Genomic DNA, 16,620 nt, shown 5'->3' with positions numbered 1-16,620 from the left:
CCATTTTTCAAGTTCATCTTTTTGTAAAAATAATGCAAACTATTCATCCAGTACGACTAATAATAAACAGTCGTTTAATGCAGTATTCTCACTAATTGTATGCTTCATAACGTATAATGTCAAGCTTTGGCAAGGACTCAAACAATATGTTTTTTAAGTAAGAACATGTCGTTTAAAAAAGACCGTTTTCTGAATGAAATGAGTGTTTTCCCCTAATGATACATGAATAATGTCATTTTTATAAAACGAACCTTCAATCACTGGACGTTTTCGTTCTTCTCCTACTGATTGGCGTTGAGTAAATCAAGACATTAGCGTCCATTGTCTCTCGCCTCTATAGATTTATCTTTGCTCTCTTTAGGACGGTTATTTGCGATAAAATTAGAGCTCGCAAAAAAGACCATTTCATGGGATGCTCAAACTGGAAAAATCCTTCTTAATTTCGATTATCATCTATGAGTTAACTCAAACTATATAAATGGATAATAATTAATACTTCCCGCTACAGATGACCACTTCAATAGTCGCTTTTTCAGAGCCATTAGTTTGCACATATATTATAGTATCTGTCTGACATGGTGACATCAAAATTAAGAGCCTTTTACGGTAGCCATGGTAGTTTACGTTGATCAATTGATCGCTGTAAACCATTTGACTAGAAAAAATATATAACACACTCCTCACTATTCTCTACCAACAAACACATTTTTTAGCAGAAAAAGACCCCATCTACTCTCCTAGGCAGTGGGGACAGACAACACTCATTTCCTATATAATCATACTTGATATAAACACCTCAACATGTGGTCGTGTTAATAAATGTGTCTTATTAATATCAAATTCTTCCTCTAAATAACTTGGTGGTTGGAGACCTGACAGCCGGTAGTAAACAGCTAATTGGCCTCTATGGTGGGCTTCATGCTCAATCAGGTCTAAAAATACATCTTTAAAAGGGATCATATTTCCATCGATCGGAATCGTTTTTTTCCATTCACTTTTTTTCATTTGTTGTATTTTTTCTTGTGTTTCATTAGTTACCATGACTAATAAATTCTGTAACTCTGATTTATCTTTTACTTCATCCTCCCGAAATTCATCTTCAACAGGTATCTCATCTAATAATCGAGAAAACATAATTTGTTCCCAACTAATAATATGCAAAATCTGCTTACAGAAACTAAATGTCTCCTTACTTGGCTGAAAGTTTATTAAATCAGAAGGAAAATTCTCTACATATCTCATTGTACGCTTTCTAGCATTTTCCCAACTACCTATAAACGTTTCTATTTCCATAATATCTCTCCTAACTTACAATTTGTTTTTCATTTGTGACTGAGTGACCATGTGTACGATAAACCATGTAATTTGTTAAGCCAACTACACTTAACAATAAACATAATATCCAGCCAACGCTTATCAAAGACAAATAATCTCCTAGTGCCATATAGAAAAGTAGCCCAAACAAATAGCCTAATCTCGTAAACGTTATTAGTAGAGAAAAAATCCTTCCTTTCTGATCATCCTTAGCATTGTACATAACACTGGATTCAAATAATATATTCATCGTTCCTTGAGGTATATTCATTAAAAATACAAATATAAGGAATAAATATAAGGAATTCGTAGAAAAACCAACTGCCAACAATATACCGTAGGCAATCGTTAAGAACAGCGACATTTTAGAAAATAGTCGAACATTTTCCATTGTTTTCACTTTTATTTGTTTTTTTACGTAAAAGCCAACAACAATGTACGCTAAAGCTGTAGCTGTATAGCCAAATCCAATACCTGTCTCTCCAGCAAGGAATGTACTTAATATAATCGCATTAAACATGACATTAACCGCACCTAAAACGAAATCCCTCGTCCCATTTAATATAAATGTACTTCTAAGTTGTGGTGAAGAAATTGTTGCTTCATATCCAACCTTTAAATCATTCCAATAACTAGAACTGTCACGTTCACTATCACTATCTTTTTTATGCTCATAGGTAATAGGGAGAATACATAATCCAGCAATTAAATACGTCCCCGCAGCTATTATCAAGATTGGAATCACACCTAGCCATTCTGATAAAATGCCACCCATAGCGGTGGCCACAACCATCATCACATTAAAACTAATCAAAATGGCACTAGTTGCACTGACAATCTGCTCCTTTTTAATAATTTGAGGGATAAAGGACGAACGAGTTGGTACAAAAATAGCCGAGAAAATATTCGTAATAAAAATGACACTTAGTAACAGCCCCAAACTTTCGATATAAGCTGCATAAACAAGCACAATACCTAACAGAAACCGAACAATATCTAAGAAGATAATGAGTTTCTTTTTATTATTTTTATCTATAATTGGACCTGAGAAGAATGAGACAACTATTTGAGGAAGAATAGCTAATATAAATAAAACACCGGTCATTTTCGCATCACCCGTCAAATAATAAATAAAGGTAATGAGTGTAACCGTCTTGATCCAATCACCGAAAACGGAAAACAATTGGCCAAAATATAAGTAATTAAAATTTTTATTTTTCCAAATCGACAATGTCTATGTCCCCCTTAATTGTTAAGAGGGAGTTCACAAAACCTCCCCCATTAAACCTTGTTATGATTAATTTGTCGTTTCGAGTACTTTTGATTCTTCGTACCATTCCTTTGCCTCTTGAATATTTCCTATGACTTGATTCAATTTTTTTCTTTGATCTTCTGGAAAAAGATCAACCATAATATTTGCAAACCATATTTTCCCTTCATCTGTTAACACTATTTGATCCTCATCTTGTATAATAAGTTGTTTCTCTTCTAATTCCTCAAATTTTTGCTTATATGTCTTGTCGAGTCCATATTTACGAAGGTCTTGACGAGAAATCCGCATTTTTTTAGGAAAGAAGATTAAGCCTCGCTCGTATGCATGATAGTCTATTGCCCTTGCAACAGGTTGCTTCCCTTGATTAACAGTTGCAATATATGTTTTGATATCAGCTATATTATCGTAAGCTAAGCCTTTTATCGTTGATCTCCCTCCAACCCCTAGAGCAATAAATTCATCCTCATAAGTTCCATATATTGTTTCACTAAATTTAAAGCGTTTATATTTAGCCTCTTTTTTTGTGAACGTGTAAACATAATTTTGAAAATAACCTGAGTCGTTTAATTTGTTATAGATTAGTTTATTTTGTTTGATTTTTTCAATAGGAGTAGGAGGATTTTCTAACTGTTTATTTATTATCTTTCTTAGAAAAGAATTGGAGGTTGCTAAATATTCTAATGGATACACATCAATACTTGATGTTCCTAAAGCGATGGCGTGATCGACGTCTTCCATTAATTCTTCATGTGTTTGACCAGGAAGATGATAAAGTAAATCCATGTTACAGGCGTTAAAGTAGCTCATCATTAAATCTCTTGCGGACTGAATGTGGTCCATCGTCCACTGTAAGTTGAACATTTTTTTATACTTTTGATTAAAGGTTTGTACACCAAAGCTACCACGATTTACACCGATCTCAGCCATTGCTTTTATACGATCTTCAGTGGCTGTAAGTGCCGCACATTCAAATGTCCACTCATAATCATTTGCTAATACAAAGGAATGTGTTATCGCTTCACCTAGTCGTTTAATTTGATCAGGCTTTAAAACTGATGGGGTCCCTCCCCCGATATAAATCGCATCAATCTTTTTACTTTTTATTCTAGGCATCGATGAAACCATCTTGATTTCTTCAATTAATGCATCTAAATACGGCTCTAGCGTATCAGCATAGTTTGTCGTTTTTATAAATGGGCAAAATGTACAGATAGTATCACAAAACGGAATGTGTAAGTAAAGGCTATTTAACCCGTCATTATTATCCGCGGTGCGTGAGAGCTGCATTTTAGTTATATTTTCAGCGATTTCTTGTGATTGATTAACAGCACCTGCAATCGGATAAAAAAAGTTCCATAACTGAGGAATTTCATTATAAGGAATCTGTTTCATCTCATCACCTCGTTTTTTAATGAGAAAAAGTGTGAGGATAGCCCTTCACACTTTTTCTGTCGTAATTAAACCACTAACCATTCTGCTTTAACAACTAACCATTCTTGTTTTTTCATATGAATCACCTCCTTGTAAAATTAATGTTCATAGTCAAAAATCTTAGGTGATATCTCATATGAAGAACTAACTACTTCAGTAGAAGAACTAAACAATAATGACGAAGCTAATAGAATACTAGTGAATAGTTTAATCACTTCTCGCCCTCACTTTTAAATAGATTTAATATTTAAACACTTAACTAATATGAGTATAATAGAAATTAACAGTGAATGATTTTACAATAATTAACGATATGAGAAGGTAGCGTCAAAAAAACGAGGCATATCCCTTAATTTTTTCCAATCAGTATTCTTTTAGGAATATTTATAAGGAGAAAAGCTATGTTAAATCATTTAGGAAAGACGATTAAAGAGTTAAGGCAATCATTAGGTTATACCCAAAAAGAATTTGCCAAAGATATTTGTAGTCAGTCTCAAATTAGTAAAATTGAAAATGGTGAAATCAGCCCTTATGTTCATACATTAGTACAAATGGCTTTAAAGCTAGGTGTCGAACCAGGATTTCTAATAGACATTCTTATAAAGCCACAATATGCATTTATTCAAGAGAGTAGAAAAGCCATTCGTAAAGAAATTCGTCAAAAAAACTATAAAGAAGTGAGACGGCTAGTAAACAAACTGAAGAACCATCCTAGCTTTAAACATGTCCATGAGCAACAATTTATCAAGTGGCACGAAGGTATACTGCACTACTACCTAAATGATCATTTTGAACATGCCATTCTCCATCTGGATACCTCATTAGCTATGAGCCCTACCAATCACTTAACACCTCAAGATATCGAAATCTTAAACAGTAAAGCCATCATTTACTGCGAGGCAAACAAACTAGATGGCGGCATAGCAATCTTCAAAAATATTTTAAAGATAAAAGATCAATCTTTCATGGAAATAAATCCTCGGATTATTGTTCGAGTCTACTACAATTTAGCAAAATCACTCTACGAACTGGATGACAATAAGGAGTCACTTTTCTATTGCAATAAAGGCGTGTCTTTCTCATTAGAAATTGAATCGTTTTATTTATTAGGTGAACTCTATTTTCAGAGTGCCGTTGCTCATATAAAGCAAAATAACCTTGATGAGGCCCATCATTTTTTTCAACTTTCAAAAGATGTCTTTCAAGCAAAAAGCGATTCAAAGTCTGTCAAAAAGCTAGACGACTATATAAAAGATTTAAAAACAGATACTACTTAGTAATTCTGTAATTGTTATGATCCAATAGAACCTTGTCAGTTGCTTGTTATTAAGCTTCTTTCAAAGAGAAAAGCTATATAACGTCAATGATCTAGTGTAGTGAATGCTGTTAATGGAGATGAAAAGATTATGAGGAGAAACGATAAGAATATTAAAATATAGATTCATGCCACGGCGGTGAACTTAGGAAGTCACATAGACATAGAAGTTTTTTTAAAAGTAACTACGAAAAAGATTCCGATCATCTGACGATAATCGGAATCTTAAATAAACGATTTTATACGAGACTAATACACGTTTACTTCAAATCTAAACTGAGGTCTTCTCCTTCGTCAGAAGACTCTTCTGCAGGTACTTCTTGTGTTCCAAGCAATCCATGGTATTCCCTAATGCGATTCTCTATTTCTTTCGTCACGTCCTCATTTTCCTTAAGGAATTGTTTAGCGTTTTCTCGTCCTTGACCCATACGATCATTATTGTATGAGTACCACGCCCCGCTTTTCTGGACGATGTCTAGATCTGATGCAATATCCAAAATAGATCCTTCACGTGAAATCCCTTCCCCATACATAATATCAACTTCCGCCGTTCTAAATGGAGGGGCTACTTTATTCTTAACAACTTTTAATTTTGTTTTATTTCCAATCATATCGTTTCCTTGTTTCAATGTTTCTGCACGCCGAACTTCCAGTCGTACAGAGGAATAGAATTTAAGTGCACGCCCACCAGGGGTCGTTTCCGGATTTCCGAACATGACGCCCACTTTTTCACGAATTTGGTTGATGAAAACGGCAATTGTATTGGATTTACTAACAGCTCCTGACAGTTTCCGAAGTGCTTGAGACATAAGACGAGCCTGCAAACCTACATGGCTATCGCCCATCTCCCCTTCTATTTCCGCTTTTGGAACGAGCGCAGCCACAGAGTCAATAATGAGAATATCAACAGCGCCACTTCGTACAAGAGCTTCAGCAATTTCTAAAGCTTGCTCTCCTGTATCTGGTTGAGATAATAATAATTCATCAATATTAACACCTAAATTTTGTGCATAAACAGGATCCAAAGCATGCTCAGCGTCTATAAAAGCTGCTTGACCACCATTGCGCTGAACTTCAGCAATAGCATGAAGAGCAACAGTTGTCTTACCAGATGATTCAGGTCCATAAATCTCAATTACTCTTCCTCGGGGATATCCACCTACTCCTAAGGCAATATCAAGTGCTAAGGCACCACTTGATATCGTGGACACACGACGCTCTGCTTGCTCACCTAATTTCATAATAGAACCTTTTCCGAATTGTTTCTCAATTTGTTTCAAAGCCATATCTAATGCTTGCTTTCGATCTGACATTCTCAACTCTCCTTTATACATTAAATGATCTCGCACAGGACGATATCTCATTTATTATCTTCTTTATTTAAAAACTACAAACATCCGTTCGCTTTTTATTATAAACGGAAACATCCGCCTTGTCAAAGAAAAGTGATAACCTTTTAATGACAGAGAACATCGCTTAAGGTAAGACCATCACCGATGTATTGATAAAAGGCACTTTTAGCTGCTAAGACGGATGTATAGCATTACTTTCGTTTCGGGCGAGGTTTTGCCGGTTCTAGGTTAATCCTTGCGCCACTCACTCGGGCGTATTTTAACCCTTCATAGACAAACGGCGCCACTTCTTCAGGTACTTCCATAAAGGTGAAATTTTCAAATATATCGACTTTCCCTACTGATTTAGGGTTAATTCCAATGAGTCTTGCAACTTCATCTACGAGTTTTTTCGGAGTTAAGTCGACATTTCTCCCTACATTAATGAAAAAGCGGGTCATGCCTTTTTGTGCACCAGTTTCCCCAAAATCATAGCCATCATCATTTAAATTATCACGGCTGTAAAATGCCAGCTTCATAAGTGATGTGACGACTTTTTCTGCTGGATACCGATCAAGTAAATCCGTTACGAGGGCATCGTACAAATTGGCTCCCTCATCATCGTTTTCAATTAAGTCGATGATTTGTCCTTTCCATACATGCTGCTGTTTCTCCACAACTTCTTCAACTGAAGGAAGGTTTTGAGATGGGATCGTCATTTTAATTTCGGCTTCTATCGAGCGAAGATGCTTCATTTCCCTTGGCGTAACAAGTGTTAATGCTATACCATCTCGTCCAGCACGACCCGTTCGACCAATTCGGTGCACGTAGCTTTCTGGATCTTGCGGGATATCATAATTTATGACATGACTAACATTTTGAACGTCTATACCACGTGCCGCAACATCAGTGGCGATGAGAAACTCAATAGAAGAGTCACGGAACTTCTTCATAACCATATCTCGCTGAGATTGTGTTAAATCCCCATGCAAACCATCTGCTTGATAGCCTCTCGCTTGGAGTGCCTCCGTTAACTCAGCAACCCCTTTTTTCGTTCTACAAAAGATGATGCCTAAATCGATCGTTTCGCTGTCTATAACGCGACAGAGAGAATCAAGTTTATTTCTTTCTAGTACTTTATAATAAACTTGATTGATGGATGGGGCCGTTACTTCCCCTTTACTGATCGTCACTTGTTTAGGCTGCTTCATGTATTTATTAGAGAGCTTGCGAATCGGCGGGGGCATCGTAGCAGAAAAAAGCAAAGTTTGCCGTTCACGATTCACTTGTTGCAAGATTTTTTCAATATCTTCAATGAAACCCATATCAAGCATTTCATCAGCTTCATCTAAAATAAGGGTGTGTACGTGTTGCAATTTAAGTGTTTTTCGATTGAGGTGGTCAAGGATTCTACCTGGTGTCCCAACGACAACATCCACACCTCGCTTTAACGATTTAATTTGTTGACCAATTGACTGACCACCGTAAACAGGTAATGTCGTCACTTTTTTGAATTTTGACAGCTTTTGAAGCTCACCAGCTACTTGAATAGCCAATTCCCTAGTAGGTGTTAAAATAAGAGATTGAATATGGTTGCTTGCTGAAATATGCTCTAGGAGTGGAATACCAAAAGCGGCCGTTTTACCTGTACCAGTTTGTGCTTGGCCAATCACATCTTGCTTTTTTAAAATTTCTGGAATGACCTTTTCTTGAATTGGAGAGGGGGCTTCAAACCCCATATCTTTAATCGCCCTTTTCAGGTCATCAGAGATTTGGAAATCTTCAAATTTCATCATGTCTATTCATCCACCTTTTCTTAACGTAAATCTTTCAATAAATAATAAAGTCCATATTTAACTGAGCGGTCACGGATATTTTCTCTGCTCCCCGCCAAATGTAACTTATAAGCTTCTGTGGTATGTTGTGTAGCAATACCGATATATACGATCCCAGGAGCATGTCCTTCAAGTTCACCGGGGCCAGCTACTCCTGTAAAACTCACACCTACATCACTATGTAACGCTTTTTTAACATTTTCGGCTAACTGTTTAGCACAAGCAGCACTAACTGCTCCCTCCTCACTTAAAAGCCGAGGTGAGACAGACAGAATCGTTTCCTTTACTGCATTACTATAACATACTATAGCCCCATTAAACACATTTGAAACTGCAGGAACTTCTGTAAGGGCAGCAGAAAACTGACCACCTGTGAGACTTTCGGCAGCCCCTAACGTCAGGCTCCTCTCTGACAGTTCTTTTACTAATAATGTTGCTAAGTTTTCCTCCCCTTCACCGTAGAAGAAGTCTCCTACCCGCCCCAATACTTGCTGTTTCACATGATTTAGTAGGCGTTCATTCTCCTTATCATCCGAGCCCTTAACAGTGAGTCGCAGCGTGACTTCTCCATCAGAAGCAAGAGGTGCAATAGTAGGGTTTGACTGTTGTTCAATTAAGTCATCTATTTTTTCTACAAGCTGAGATTCACCAATATTAAAAAAACGGAGAACCTTTGATTGAATTTCTTCTTTTTGATGAACATTCTTTAATAAAAAAGGCAACGCATATGTCTCAAACATTGGAATCAATTCGCTTGGAGGGCCAGGAAGTAAAATGAGCTGTTTACTTGCTATTTCTAATGCCATCCCACAGGCAAGCCCATGGTCATTTGGAAAAATGTGTGCTCCTTTTAACACAAGCGCTTGTTTACGATTATTCTCAGTCATGTTACGTTTACGAGTAGCAAAAAAATCCCTTATTCGCGCTTCCGTCTCTGGATCATAGTCCAGCGGCGTCCCAGTTACTTCTCCAACAGTCTCTTTTGTAAGGTCATCTTTAGTTGGTCCTAATCCTCCTGTGAAAATTAACACATCAGCCCGTTCAAGAGCTTTCTTAACCACGTCCATTAATCGTTCTTGGTTATCACCTACAACTGTATGATGATAGACATCAATACCCACTTTTGATAACTCTCTAGATAAATAAGTCGCATTTGAGTTTTGTATTTGGCCTAATAAGAGCTCAGAACCAACAGCAATAATTTCAGCATTCATGAACAAGACACCCTTCCAAAAACCTACATGGATTTATTAAGCACATGTTTATTTTTCACAAAATAATCAACACCTGAGAAAATAGTCAATATGACAGCTACATAAATCATAATGGTGTGAAATGGTATGGCGAACATTTCAAAAATAATATTATGTAATAAAACGGATGAAGCCGCCACAATTTGACTGACTGTTTTCCATTTACCCCAAATACTTGCTGCAATCACATCCCCTTCACCGGAAGCTACGAGCCTTAAGCCTGTAACAGCAAATTCTCGGCTTAAAATGACCACAGCTGCCCATGCAGGAAACATATCAAGCCCTGTCAAAGACACAAACGCCGCAGTAATCAATAATTTATCCGCCAAGGGATCTAGGAACTTCCCCATGTTTGTGACAAGGTTATATTTTCTAGCATAGTAACCATCTAGCCAATCGGTCGATGCTGCGAAAATAAAAATAATGGCTGCCACAAAATGATGAACCGGAATAGTGGCACCAAGAAGAGCTAATTCGCCCCAATTAAATGGCACGAGAAGAAATACCATAAATAATGGAATTAATACTATTCTGGAAATGGTAATCTGGTTTGGAATATTCACGAATGATCCTCCTGTCTTTTGTCTACACTCATACCGTATTGATGAAGCCTCTTCAATTTTATCAAAAAGGCAACTATATTGCTAATTGTACCGACTAAAAGTATGTATAATTAGTAGCGCCATAGCACTAGCATATCTATAATTAAGCCTATTAAGGAAAAGAACAACAGCTCCTCTAAGAAGGGGAGCTGTTGTGAAAGAAAGAATAACTATTTTGTCAGTCTTCTACTCGAATAATGACATACTGGCGGTGATCGTCACTCTCATAATCCAGCAATTCATCATTAATGTAAATATCAGCTGTTCTTATATTACCCATATTAAATGTAATCTCAGATTCTCCTGACAAGTCAAAATCAATTTCGTCGCCATCACCATGACTACTTTGATGAACTTCGTCACCATTCGAATCTAAAATCTGCAGCCAGCTGTCTCCAGAAAACGAGAGACTGACATCGAGATCATCTATTCCAGTTAACGTATACGTATAGCGATTTCCTTCACTTTCTTCAAAGGAAAGGGATTGTTCCTGTTCTTCCTCATTCTCTTCATTTTCTTCATTGTTACTAGCGTTATTGTCATTGGCACCTTCATTGTTATTCTCTACGTTATTATCTTCTTCCACATCATTATCGGTTATTTCGATAGAAGGGGCTTCTTGATTGTCTCGTGGGACACCCCCAGAATCATCTGTATCTCCTTGTCGGAATATCCAAAAAGCTAGTCCTATGGCTAGTATAAATAGAATCACAACTAACGTAGGAAGAAGTGAAGCAATTTTAGATTTTTTCCTAACGGTCTTTGGTTTGGACCTATTCACTCTTGGCGGAAGATCGACAGGCTCTTTTTTGGTTTGAGGGAGCTCATTTTTATGTTCCTCAAAAATCATGTCTGGGTCTAACTCAACGGCTTCTGCATAGCTTTTTACAAATGCTCTGCCATAAAAATCGCCAGGCATTTTAGAAAAATCCCCGTCTTCAATAGCAATTAAATACCGTTTTTGTATTTTAGTTACTCGTTGAAGTTCATCTAGAGAATACCCTTTTTCTTCTCTTGCATTTTTTAATCTAATTCCTAATTCAGACACACTCAACACCTACCACCTAACTGATATCAAAGGATGAGAATCCTGATTCAATAGAATCATATGTAATTTCTTCACTCTCATCACTTCGAAGCTCAATGATATAATCAAAATCATCTAAAGAATATTCTGTCTCTCTTACAAAAATATCAGGATGCTCCACGACTTTAGTAGCTGGAAGTCGCATCATTTTTGAAATAAGTGCCTGATGTCGCTCTGACGCTCTCATCGTTGACACGATACCATCAATAATGTAAATATGGTCTTCTGACATTTCATCGTCAGCCAACTGACTCCTTATCGTCTGTCTCAATAACGTGGAAGAGAGAAACGACCAGCGTTTATTGGCACAAACACTTGCCGCAACAACAGATTCTGTTTTTCCTACCCTTGGCATACCACGAATACCGATAAGTCGATGTCCGCTCTTCATAAACAGCTCTGCCATAAAGTCAACGAGAAGACCTAACTCATCACGTACAAAGCGAAACGTTTTCTTTTCATCTTCATCTCGTTCGATATAGCGTCCGTGTCTTACTGCCAGTCTATCTCGTAGCTTCGGTTCTCGGATTTTCCTTAATGTTATCACATCCATCGTTTCCATGATATAACGAAGTCGCATAATCGCTTCATCACTGACACTTTTAATCAGCATCCCTCGCCGTCTATGCTCCACACCGTTGATGGTTAAGATATTAATTCGTAGCATACCTAGGAGTGATGATATTTCACCCAATAATCCTGGGCGATTCTCATTAATTTGATATTCCATATACCACTCTTTTTGTTTCACTTGACAACTCCTTTCTTCCCTTTGAGTAACGACTTAATGTGAAAGTATCAAACTTTATGGAGAACAAATGACCTATGAAATTATAAGGATGCCGATAGTAATAAAATGATGTCTTATATGTTCTCATTAAAAAGTCATCATCTGCCTCGTTTATCATTTATATGTGAGCCAACTTCATAATGATGTTTTTAAAGCAATAGCACGACTAATATTCAATAAATTTCATTTAATATGCAGATGATAAAACGAACCTTCAATCAGGACATTAGTCCGTCTGAAGTGAAGGTCACAGCCATTATTAGCATTTTGACGTCTTGTTTTGAATAATATGACATTCATTCATGTTTATACTTCATCTTTTACGTTATTTCCCTAAAATAGCCGCTCCACAAACGTCCCATTGTCGCTTATTTATGTATTCTTATGTTGAATGTACAATCGCCTTCCTGATAACATCATAATGGATTTTTCTCTTCATTAAAAGAGATTTATATCATTATTATTCAAAACACTACAATTTTCGTTATTTTTCTATCAAAGTCGTATATAAAATCACAAAAATACTGAGTTTTAACATAGATAAAATAAGTGCAATTAATAAGAAAGATAAAAAGCATCGTCTTAACGACGATACTTTTTAGCATTACCTTTGCTGAACGAGTTTGACCATCATATTAGCAATGGCATGCTGCTCTTCCTCACTTGCTACATGCCAAAGGTCTGCTAACACTTTTTCTTGCTCATTCTTTGGGGTAACTTCTTCAGATAAATATTCCCCTACTTGGTAAGCTACTTCTGACACAGTCTTTTGATCCATACCTTCATGTTGGCCTTGATCAAGTTTGTCGCCTAAAAAATTTTTCCACTGCTCCCAGTTATCAAGAACTGACATAAGTCATTCCTCCTTGTGATATCTTTCTTCTCTAGCTTTTCACAATCAAGGAATAATATGCATGTAAACATCGGTATTAACAATGCCATGCACCATTAACAGACATGATTTGGCCATTTATGTAGTTGGCTTTTTCTGATACTAAAAAAGTGACCAGTTCTGCAACTTCTTCCGACTCACCTAGTCGGCCAGCCGGAATCTCCTCACATAAAGCCTTTTTTTCTTCTTCGGAATACTCTGAGAGCATACGTGTTTGAATCGCACCGGGCGCCACCCCATTCACATTAATCCCGCTTGGTGCTACTTCTTTAGCTAACGCTTTTACGTAAGCATTTTGACCGCCTTTAACCATTGAATAGGTCACTTCGCATGCAGCACCACTTAAACCCCAAATTGACGTTATAACAACAATTTTGCCTTTTTTCTGAGCTATCATCTTAGGCAAAAAAGTTTTTGTAATGAACGAAGGAGCCATAAGACTAATTGCCAATTGTCTTTTCATGTCCTCTTCGGTTTCCTCTTGATACAAGCCGATAGATGGCTCCCCTGCATTATGGATGATAACATCTATCACTACATCTTTTAACGTACCGATCTTTTCCTTTGTATGCTCATAGTCACTAAAATCAACTTGGAGGAGAGAACATTTGCAATCAAAAGTAGATTCAACTAACATTTTCAGCTCTTCTGCCCTTACTTTATTTTGACAATAGTGAAGGATGAGGTCGTGGCCGCTGGCTGCCAGTTTTAAACTGATTGCGCGGCCAATCTCTCCTGAAGCGCCAGTGACTAGTGCAAGTGGGCGCCTCTTATCCACGCTGCGCTTCACCGTCTGGTACGATTAAACATTGGCTCATTTGTGTGTCAACATTAAAATGATCATTGAGGGTTTCCTGTAAACTTTCTGTTGTTAATGCTTCCAACATAGGTATGACATGAAATAAATCCATATCATTAAACCGATATCGCGTAAACTGATTCGCAATAAATTCTGGAGAATTCATCGCTTTGAGGAAGTAACCAATTTTCTTTTTACGTATACGCTCCACTACGTCCTTATTTATCGGCTGTTGTAAAAAGTCAGAAATCATTGTTTTTATCGTATTTCCTAAGGCTTCTGGATTTTTTGAGTCTCCGCCAATAACAGAAAAGCCAAAACCATATTCACCTGTATAATCAAAACTGAACGTATCATCTATCAACCCTTGCTCATACAATGCTTGGTAATTTTCAGAGCTTTGACCAAACATCATTTCTAATAAAAGTTGTATAGATAATTCTTGCTTTAGTAAGTCCTCCCCTTGCTTGTCATGACGGTGTTCTTTTATACCTACTAAGCATTTACCTGTATTCACAGCCATCGGAATAACAACTTTTTTCTCATCGACTTCTGTTGGTTCTTTCACCGTCACACGTTGAATATCCTCTGGCTCTGGAAACGTTTTATTTTCTTGGTTTTGTCTCACTTGTTGGAGAATTTTTTCAGGCTCAACATTCCCGACGATGAAAAGCACCATATTCCCTGGATGGTAAAATGTTTTGTAACACGTATAAAGTAAGTCTTTTGTTGTTTGATTGATGGATTCTACCGTCCCAGCTATATCAATACCCACCGGATGCTCTTTAAACATCGCTTTTAAAAGACCAAAGAAATTTTGCCAATCTGGATTATCTTCATACATCTTAATTTCTTGTTCAATAATCCCCTTCTCCTTGTCAACTGACTCATCTGTGAAATAGGGCTTCTGCACAAAATTCATTAAGGTTTCTAAATTGTCTTCAATATTCATTGTGCTTGAAAATAAATATGCTGTTCTGTTAAAGCTTGTAAAAGCATTCGCGGAAGCCCCCTTCTTACTAAACTCTTGAAAAACATCGCCTTCTTCATCTTCAAAAAGCTTATGTTCGAGGAAATGAGCGATCCCATCAGGCACCCGTAATGGTTCCTCTTCTCCAAGGGGAACAAAATGATTGTCTATAGACCCATATTTCGTTGTGAACGTAGCAAACGTTTTATTAAACCCTTTTTTAGGTAAGACATAGACGTGTAAACCATTCGGTAATTTATCAAAATGTAATGTCTCTTGAAGTTGATCAAATGTCTGTTTCGTCATTTTGTTACTTCCTCCTTCCCTTTAAGGAAATAGACGGTGTCCAACGTGATTTTTTTAGCTACATTCACGATATCCTCTTTCGTCACACTATCTGTACGTTCAATCCACTCATTAAGAGGGATAGGATTCTCTGTTAACTCATTTTGATATTCTAATTCAATTCGGCCTCTAGGTACATCCATTGTTTCTAGGATTTGATTCTTATAGACGGCTTTTGTTTGTACAATATCTTCTTCAGTAAAATTCCCGTGTTTCATTTCTTCCATTTGCTTAAAAATAATGTCTGAGGCTTTTTTATAATGACTCGATTGAATGCCTGACATAACAATTAACAAGCCTTTAAAGCTTTCAACTCTTGATGCTGCGTAATAGGCTAAACTCGCCTTTTCTCGGACATTAATAAATAATTTTGAATGTGAGAAGCCACCAAAGATACCGTTAAACAGCTGCATGGCAAAATAATCATCGTCCCCATATAACACATCTGTTCGATAACCTATATGGAGTTTTCCTTGCTGGACTGACTGTTCTTCCACTACCTCATTCGGAGTATCTTTTAACTTGATAGGTGATCTCTCAATTAACTGATGATTCTCTCCTTTATCGGTTTGATCGGTAGGGAAATAGCGCGTAATGAAAGATCTTATTTCTTTTTCCTCTACATCACCCATGATGTATAAATCTATTTTGTCTTTCTTTAATACCTCGTGATAGTAGTCATATAAAGCGTGACTTGTAATGGCTTGCAAATCTTCTTCATATCCGAGAACATGCACCCCGAATGGTTCATCTTGACACATCTCTTCAGTTAGCCGTTTATTAGCATATCGCATTTTGTCATCGTATACGGACGATATTTTTTGAGCAAGGGTACGTTTTTCTTCTTCGACGACTTTATCGTTGAATTTTCCATTCTCTTCATTTGGATTTAACAACACTGAGGATAAGAGTTTAATCCCTTCCTCCATGAGTGGTGTTTGATCTTTTAGAAATTTCTCATTTGCTATATCCATTCTAATAGACACAATATGATGCTCGCCTTTCTTTGTCACATCAGATGTTAAAGACGCTCCATAGAGTTCTTCAAGAGCACTTCTCAATTGCTGTCGTGATGGATAATCGGCAGTACTGTTTTGCAAAATATGTGATAGCAGCGCCCGTTTTGTTGCTGTTTCTTTTGTTAAGGGCGCATTTAATTGAATGTTAAATGTGGTTGTTTTAAATGTTTTTGATGGAATGATGTGTACGTTAAGTGATCCAGACTGAAACTGAATCATGCGATCTGGTTCCATATTATTCCCTCCTCTTATTAGTCATAATATACCTTAAATCCGAATGAATATGTCGTTAATCTATTGTTAATTTCTACTTAGTACTGATTTTAACAGAAGAATTATTTTCATGTTCATAAAATGCTCTGGC

At 36.9% G+C, this 16,620-nt stretch carries 14 protein-coding genes; 1 reads left to right on the top strand and 13 read right to left on the bottom strand.

All coding sequences use genetic code 11. The features are described from left to right. Positions 1-768: 768 nt before the first annotated feature. From BK581_RS01500 to BK581_RS01490, 3 genes are all read right to left on the bottom strand, one after another. Entirely contained in the window at positions 769-1,293 is a 525-nt protein-coding gene (locus BK581_RS01500) for a DinB family protein (protein WP_078576463.1), read from the bottom strand. Between the two features lie 10 nt (positions 1,294-1,303). Further along, positions 1,304-2,545: an MFS transporter gene (locus BK581_RS01495; RefSeq protein WP_078576459.1), complete on the bottom strand. Its 1,242-nt coding sequence runs from the start codon at positions 2,543-2,545 to the stop codon at positions 1,304-1,306. Between the two features lie 66 nt (positions 2,546-2,611). Continuing rightward, positions 2,612-3,979, bottom strand: a complete 1,368-nt coding sequence (locus BK581_RS01490) for a coproporphyrinogen-III oxidase family protein (RefSeq protein WP_078576456.1) — start codon at positions 3,977-3,979, stop codon at positions 2,612-2,614. Between the two features lie 440 nt (positions 3,980-4,419). On the opposite strand from BK581_RS01490, the gene BK581_RS01485 reads away from it, so the two are divergent. Then, on the top strand, positions 4,420-5,295 hold the full coding sequence (locus tag BK581_RS01485; protein WP_078576453.1) for a helix-turn-helix domain-containing protein: 876 nt from the start codon (positions 4,420-4,422) through the stop codon (positions 5,293-5,295). Between the two features lie 298 nt (positions 5,296-5,593). Here BK581_RS01485 and recA read toward each other — a convergent pair whose 3' ends face one another. The 10 genes from recA to yfmF form a co-directional block, all read right to left on the bottom strand. Beyond that, positions 5,594-6,646: a recombinase RecA gene (gene recA / locus BK581_RS01480; RefSeq protein WP_078576451.1), complete on the bottom strand. Its 1,053-nt coding sequence runs from the start codon at positions 6,644-6,646 to the stop codon at positions 5,594-5,596. A 230-nt stretch (positions 6,647-6,876) separates the two neighbouring features. Further along, positions 6,877-8,460 carry a DEAD/DEAH box helicase gene (locus tag BK581_RS01475; protein ID WP_078576448.1) on the bottom strand — a complete coding sequence of 528 codons (1,584 nt, stop codon included), beginning with the start codon at positions 8,458-8,460 and terminating at the stop codon, positions 6,877-6,879. Positions 8,461-8,480: 20 nt separating this feature from the next. Continuing rightward, positions 8,481-9,713 (bottom strand): competence/damage-inducible protein A, encoded by a 1,233-nt coding sequence (locus BK581_RS01470; protein WP_078576446.1) that lies wholly within the window; start codon positions 9,711-9,713, stop codon positions 8,481-8,483. A gap of 23 nt (positions 9,714-9,736) precedes the next feature. After that, a complete protein-coding gene (pgsA, locus tag BK581_RS01465; RefSeq protein ID WP_078576444.1) occupies positions 9,737-10,315 on the bottom strand; it encodes a CDP-diacylglycerol--glycerol-3-phosphate 3-phosphatidyltransferase in 579 nt (192 codons plus the stop codon). A 217-nt stretch (positions 10,316-10,532) separates the two neighbouring features. Continuing rightward, positions 10,533-11,411, bottom strand: coding sequence for a helix-turn-helix domain-containing protein (locus BK581_RS01460; protein ID WP_078576442.1), 879 nt, complete (start codon positions 11,409-11,411; stop codon positions 10,533-10,535). 7 nt (positions 11,412-11,418) lie between these two features. Continuing rightward, positions 11,419-12,192 (bottom strand): YmfK family protein, encoded by a 774-nt coding sequence (locus BK581_RS01455; RefSeq protein WP_078576440.1) that lies wholly within the window; start codon positions 12,190-12,192, stop codon positions 11,419-11,421. A gap of 643 nt (positions 12,193-12,835) precedes the next feature. Beyond that, positions 12,836-13,084, bottom strand: a complete 249-nt coding sequence (locus tag BK581_RS01450) for a DUF3243 domain-containing protein (protein ID WP_078576439.1) — start codon at positions 13,082-13,084, stop codon at positions 12,836-12,838. A 76-nt stretch (positions 13,085-13,160) separates the two neighbouring features. Next, positions 13,161-13,901 carry an elongation factor P 5-aminopentanone reductase gene (gene ymfI, locus BK581_RS01445; RefSeq protein ID WP_078576438.1) on the bottom strand — a complete coding sequence of 247 codons (741 nt, stop codon included), beginning with the start codon at positions 13,899-13,901 and terminating at the stop codon, positions 13,161-13,163. After that, complete coding sequence (gene yfmH / locus BK581_RS01440) at positions 13,894-15,198, bottom strand: EF-P 5-aminopentanol modification-associated protein YfmH (protein ID WP_078576436.1); 1,305 nt, start codon at positions 15,196-15,198, stop codon at positions 13,894-13,896. Before yfmH ends, ymfI begins: the two co-directional genes overlap by 8 nt. Continuing rightward, positions 15,195-16,490: an EF-P 5-aminopentanol modification-associated protein YfmF gene (gene yfmF, locus BK581_RS01435; protein ID WP_078576435.1), complete on the bottom strand. Its 1,296-nt coding sequence runs from the start codon at positions 16,488-16,490 to the stop codon at positions 15,195-15,197. Before yfmF ends, yfmH begins: the two co-directional genes overlap by 4 nt. Between the last annotated feature and the right edge of the window lie 130 nt (positions 16,491-16,620).

The sequence above is a fragment of the Salipaludibacillus agaradhaerens genome (assembly GCF_002019735.1).
Taxonomy (GTDB): Bacteria; Bacillota; Bacilli; order Bacillales; family Salisediminibacteriaceae; genus Salipaludibacillus; species Salipaludibacillus agaradhaerens.
The sequence above is the reverse complement of the archived record's forward strand: the minus strand, read 5'-3'. Positions and strand labels throughout refer to the sequence as shown.

Excerpts from the sequence above, each read along its gene's own strand:
- yfmF (WP_078576435.1), bottom strand. The coding sequence starts at position 16,490 with ATGGAACCAGATCGCATGATTCAGTTTCAGTCTGGATCACTTAACGTA.
- BK581_RS01475 (WP_078576448.1), bottom strand. The coding sequence starts at position 8,460 with ATGATGAAATTTGAAGATTTCCAAATCTCTGATGACCTGAAAAGGGCG.
- yfmH (WP_078576436.1), bottom strand. The coding sequence starts at position 15,198 with ATGACGAAACAGACATTTGATCAACTTCAAGAGACATTACATTTTGAT.
- BK581_RS01490 (WP_078576456.1), bottom strand. The coding sequence starts at position 3,979 with ATGAAACAGATTCCTTATAATGAAATTCCTCAGTTATGGAACTTTTTT.
- BK581_RS01450 (WP_078576439.1), bottom strand. The coding sequence starts at position 13,084 with ATGTCAGTTCTTGATAACTGGGAGCAGTGGAAAAATTTTTTAGGCGAC.
- BK581_RS01500 (WP_078576463.1), bottom strand. The coding sequence starts at position 1,293 with ATGGAAATAGAAACGTTTATAGGTAGTTGGGAAAATGCTAGAAAGCGT.
- recA (WP_078576451.1), bottom strand. The coding sequence starts at position 6,646 with ATGTCAGATCGAAAGCAAGCATTAGATATGGCTTTGAAACAAATTGAG.
- BK581_RS01485 (WP_078576453.1), top strand. The coding sequence starts at position 4,420 with ATGTTAAATCATTTAGGAAAGACGATTAAAGAGTTAAGGCAATCATTA.
- BK581_RS01470 (WP_078576446.1), bottom strand. The coding sequence starts at position 9,713 with ATGAATGCTGAAATTATTGCTGTTGGTTCTGAGCTCTTATTAGGCCAA.